Origin of the sequence: Bacillus sp. LB7 (assembly GCF_030449715.1) — a bacterium.
GTDB lineage: Bacteria > Bacillota > Bacilli > Bacillales > Bacillaceae > Bacillus > Bacillus paralicheniformis.
This window is the reverse complement of record NZ_JASGCA010000043.1, coordinates 1-3,534: the sequence shown is the minus strand read 5'-3', so window position 1 is coordinate 3,534 and position 3,534 is coordinate 1. Positions and strand designations below refer to the sequence as shown.

Here is a 3,534-nt window from a genome sequence, read left to right as displayed (position 1 = left end):
GCAACTTTCTTTCCCGCTTCTTCACCTTTAAATAACTTGAAGCCGCGCTTTCCGTACTTAAATGCCTTTCCAAAAGGTGTGACACTCAATCCGGCCATCAAACGGTCACCACTATCTTTAACGATTTCGCCTGTCGCAAGGTCGTATCCAAACGCTGCTCTTACTGCATCATACACACCTGTAAATTCCATCGCTGTATCGAAATATTTAGCAAAGTCGCTTTTTTCCACATTCTCTGGAAGTGTGTAGGCGGGTTCTATCTTGACGATTGTATCACCGTCTATGTATGCCCGGTAAAGCGTATCGTTAAATACTCTATAATCTTTTTTTAGTTCATTCAATTCCTCTTGGGTGTACTCTTTCTTGGAAACCTTTTGTGTCGCCAATTTTTTTAATCGATCTGGATCGGCGAGTGTGTTTACGTCAGCATCTTCTTTGTCTCCGACTTTTTTCAACATGGCACCCATCGCTGTTTCTTGATTTCCACTCAGGTTATCCATCTCATCCGGCTTTAAAATCGAACCTTTTTGATAACCGGTGATTTCAATTTTGGGGCCGGTATACATCTTTTCGAGCCGCGCCATGTATCTCTGCATCGTCTCAAGATCGTTTTCAGCCGTTTTGAGGGCGTTTGTTTGCTCGCGGTCAAACGCATGCAGCTTTTCAAGTGTTGTGCTGATTTCCTTTAACGCTTTCTGATTTTGTTCATGAAAACCGCTATCATTCAAATCCGGTAAATCAACGATATGACTGACTTTTGCGATCGTGGCGTTGGTCTTGGAAACCAAATGTTTTGTTGTGCGATCAGCGGCATTTAAGCCATTCTCCAACTCGTGTTCGAGAAAGGACTGTGAAATAAATCCGTTATGGTTGGGTTCCAGAGAATTTAGCGCGCTTTTCATTTTCTTCAGCGTGGAACTGTATTCCTCTATGAAAGCATCATAGAACTGTAGAAAAGGGGTGTGGCATTCCTCATAAAACGCGCGGATCGCATCGCCGCCTTTTCCTTTTAAAGCATCATCAAGTGATGTGATGCCGTCAACGGCTTTTTTGACTTTGGCGAATTCGTCTGATTGTTTTTTTAATTGTTCGAGCGTTTGATCAATTGCATGGTGCAGCGCTTGAACATCCAGCGTCTTCATGGCATTCTCCTCTAATCTTTTTGGTTACAATCAGTATAGAGTTTACCACTATACGGAAACCAATCGGGGAATAAATCCTGTACACCCATGAAAATGAATCCTTTTACATAGATAATTAAGACTAGGTTCTTGTGGTAATCTATTGACCATTGTAAATAGGTTTGGTATAATTATAATATAGAAAGGAGGTGCTAAAGTGGACGAGGTAAGAAACTGGATTCTTGCCACTGCTGGAGTGGTGACCATATTCAAACACATTTATGATATATGGCAAAACGAAAGCAAAAAAAGAGGCAAGAAAAAGAAAAAGCGCTCCCGCCGGGTAAGCAAGAAGCGCTAAACATAGTGAGCGAGAGAAGGGGAGAAATCCCCTTGCTCTCCAATTCATTATATCACGTCCACAAATTATGAAACAATATTTTAAGCATTACAGCTCATTAGACATGGCAACTATGCTCATCCTAATAGCGGGCATTTTTGCAATTGATTTTGAAAAAGTTGGTACTCTGGGGAAAATCACAGGCATCATTTTATACCTGGCTGTGATAGTTACACTGTTAAAAGGATTAATTATGATTTGGAGCGAAAAAAGGCATGAAGGAAAACGAAAAAATTAAATTTATCCAAGATGAAGTTTTGACAGCTGCAGAAGCAGGCGAGCTCCTCGGGGTTACAAGGCAGCGTTTAAGTGCATTGGTGACTTCCGGGAAGCTAAAGCCTGTGAAGAAGGTTGGTACAGTTAGCTTGTTTCTCCGTGATCATGTGGAGGCTCAAAAGAAAGAACTTGAAGCTGGCAGGAAAAAATATCGGCCGTATGATGAATAAGATAAAACATAATGCTTTTCCGTTCTTTTTTTCGATGAATTTATGCAAAATTCGACAACTGTTATATGGTAAAATACCTTCATATTATATGAAGAGGGTGCGATGTTTTTGCTTAATGTAAAATTACCCTATCGTTTCACCAAGGATACGATGGGAGGACTGATTGACAAAGTTATTACAAAAGATTTTTTACCTAAAGATCAAGAAATCACATTTGACTTTTGTAGCCTAGACTATATAGAACCGAGTGGTGTTACCATTTTAAGTAATCTTTTTGAATGGTTAAAGGCGAGAGACGTAAGAGTGATATTAACGACTCCTAAAAAAGTACCTATTGGTAGGGACAGTGGCCTTAAATATTTGGATGATTCAATGTTCTTTAATCGCTATCTTAGAAAGACATTGTATAATAATTCAAGGGTACGGAAAACAACTTTAGAACTGCAGAACGTAACATATAGCGGCAGTTATCAGTGGTTGGGTTCGACCTTCATTCCTTGGTTATCGAAAGAAATGTGTCTTAGCCAATCATCCCTTGATACAATCAAAATGTGTTTTGGGGAAATTTTCAATAACATTAATGATCATGCTGAAGAAAATATCGGTTGTATATTCGCCCAGCATTATCCAAGGATTAATGAAATTCAAATATCTATTTCTGATTTTGGTATAGGCATACCAAACACCATCAGAAAAGTTGATCCTTTTCTAACTGATACAGAGGCTATAGAAAAAGCTGTTGAAGAAGGCTATTCTTCAAAGTCAACCCCACAAAACAGAGGGGTAGGTTTGTCGACCCTCGTAAAAAATGTTGTGGGAAATTACGGTGGAAAGGTTCACATTCAATCATTACGTGGTATATTAACATGTAAGCAGAATAATTCCAATGAAGTTTGGATAAAATCTAAACAGGGAAATAGTTATTATCCTGGCACATTCATTGAAATTGTCCTTGATACAAGGAACTTTGAAGAAGAGATTAATGATAAGGAGGAGTTCGAATGGGATCTGTAATCAAAGTTATTGACCACGTAGAACGTTGTTACTCCAATGAAGATGGACAAATAATTTTTGATATTATTGATCAAAAGTTCAGTCTTGGAGAAGAAGTGAATCTTTCTTTTTCAGGAATTAGTGGCGTTACTTCATCTTTTGTAAATACAGCTCTTATTGATTTGCTTGATAAATATGGATTTGACTTTGTCAAAGGACATCTAAAGTTTATTGATACTACTAAGCAAATTAATACAGCAATAAATGACAGATTTAAATTTGAAGTAAAAAAAAGAAAACAACTAATTAGCTGCTGAGGTCCTTTAAAGGGACCTTTTTTATACTCTCCATTTCATGCAATTCATTCTTTGGGCTTTGAGGAAAGAAGAATTTGAACCAGAATAAGTAGTTTTTTATGAGTAAAGCCCTTCAGCTGTGAGAAGGACTATTTTATTTCCACTCCAACAACATCCTCAAATTTAATGAGGTTGGTGTCTCCTTTAGAATCCAAGACATGGAAAGTTTTCTTCAACTGGTTTATGTAATGGATATGGCCCTCTATTTGAACGATCTC

6 protein-coding genes are annotated in these 3,534 nt (G+C 38.1%); 4 read left to right on the top strand and 2 right to left on the bottom strand.

The window, feature by feature from the left end:
• Positions 1–1,142 (bottom strand): ribonuclease YeeF family protein (locus QMZ64_RS22865; RefSeq protein WP_301441622.1); only part of this gene is annotated, 1,142 nt, incomplete at its 3' end.
• A gap of 196 nt (positions 1,143–1,338) precedes the next feature.
• On the opposite strand from QMZ64_RS22865, the gene QMZ64_RS22860 reads away from it, so the two are divergent.
• The 4 genes from QMZ64_RS22860 to QMZ64_RS22845 all read left to right on the top strand — a co-directional run bounded on the left by QMZ64_RS22860 (position 1,339) and on the right by QMZ64_RS22845 (position 3,277).
• Positions 1,339–1,482, top strand: a complete 144-nt coding sequence (locus tag QMZ64_RS22860; RefSeq protein ID WP_021837703.1) for a hypothetical protein — start codon at positions 1,339–1,341, stop codon at positions 1,480–1,482.
• Between the two features lie 254 nt (positions 1,483–1,736).
• A complete protein-coding gene (locus tag QMZ64_RS22855; protein ID WP_023856426.1) occupies positions 1,737–1,967 on the top strand; it encodes a helix-turn-helix domain-containing protein in 231 nt (76 codons plus the stop codon).
• A gap of 108 nt (positions 1,968–2,075) precedes the next feature.
• Positions 2,076–2,981: an ATP-binding protein gene (locus tag QMZ64_RS22850; protein ID WP_230368356.1), complete on the top strand. Its 906-nt coding sequence runs from the start codon at positions 2,076–2,078 to the stop codon at positions 2,979–2,981.
• Entirely contained in the window at positions 2,969–3,277 is a 309-nt protein-coding gene (locus QMZ64_RS22845; RefSeq protein ID WP_023856424.1) for an STAS-like domain-containing protein, read from the top strand. The genes QMZ64_RS22850 and QMZ64_RS22845 overlap by 13 nt, the downstream gene beginning before the upstream one ends.
• A 128-nt stretch (positions 3,278–3,405) precedes the next feature.
• Here QMZ64_RS22845 and QMZ64_RS22840 read toward each other — a convergent pair.
• Positions 3,406–3,534: YolD-like family protein (locus QMZ64_RS22840; protein WP_483298510.1), on the bottom strand; the 129-nt coding region annotated here is incomplete at its 5' end.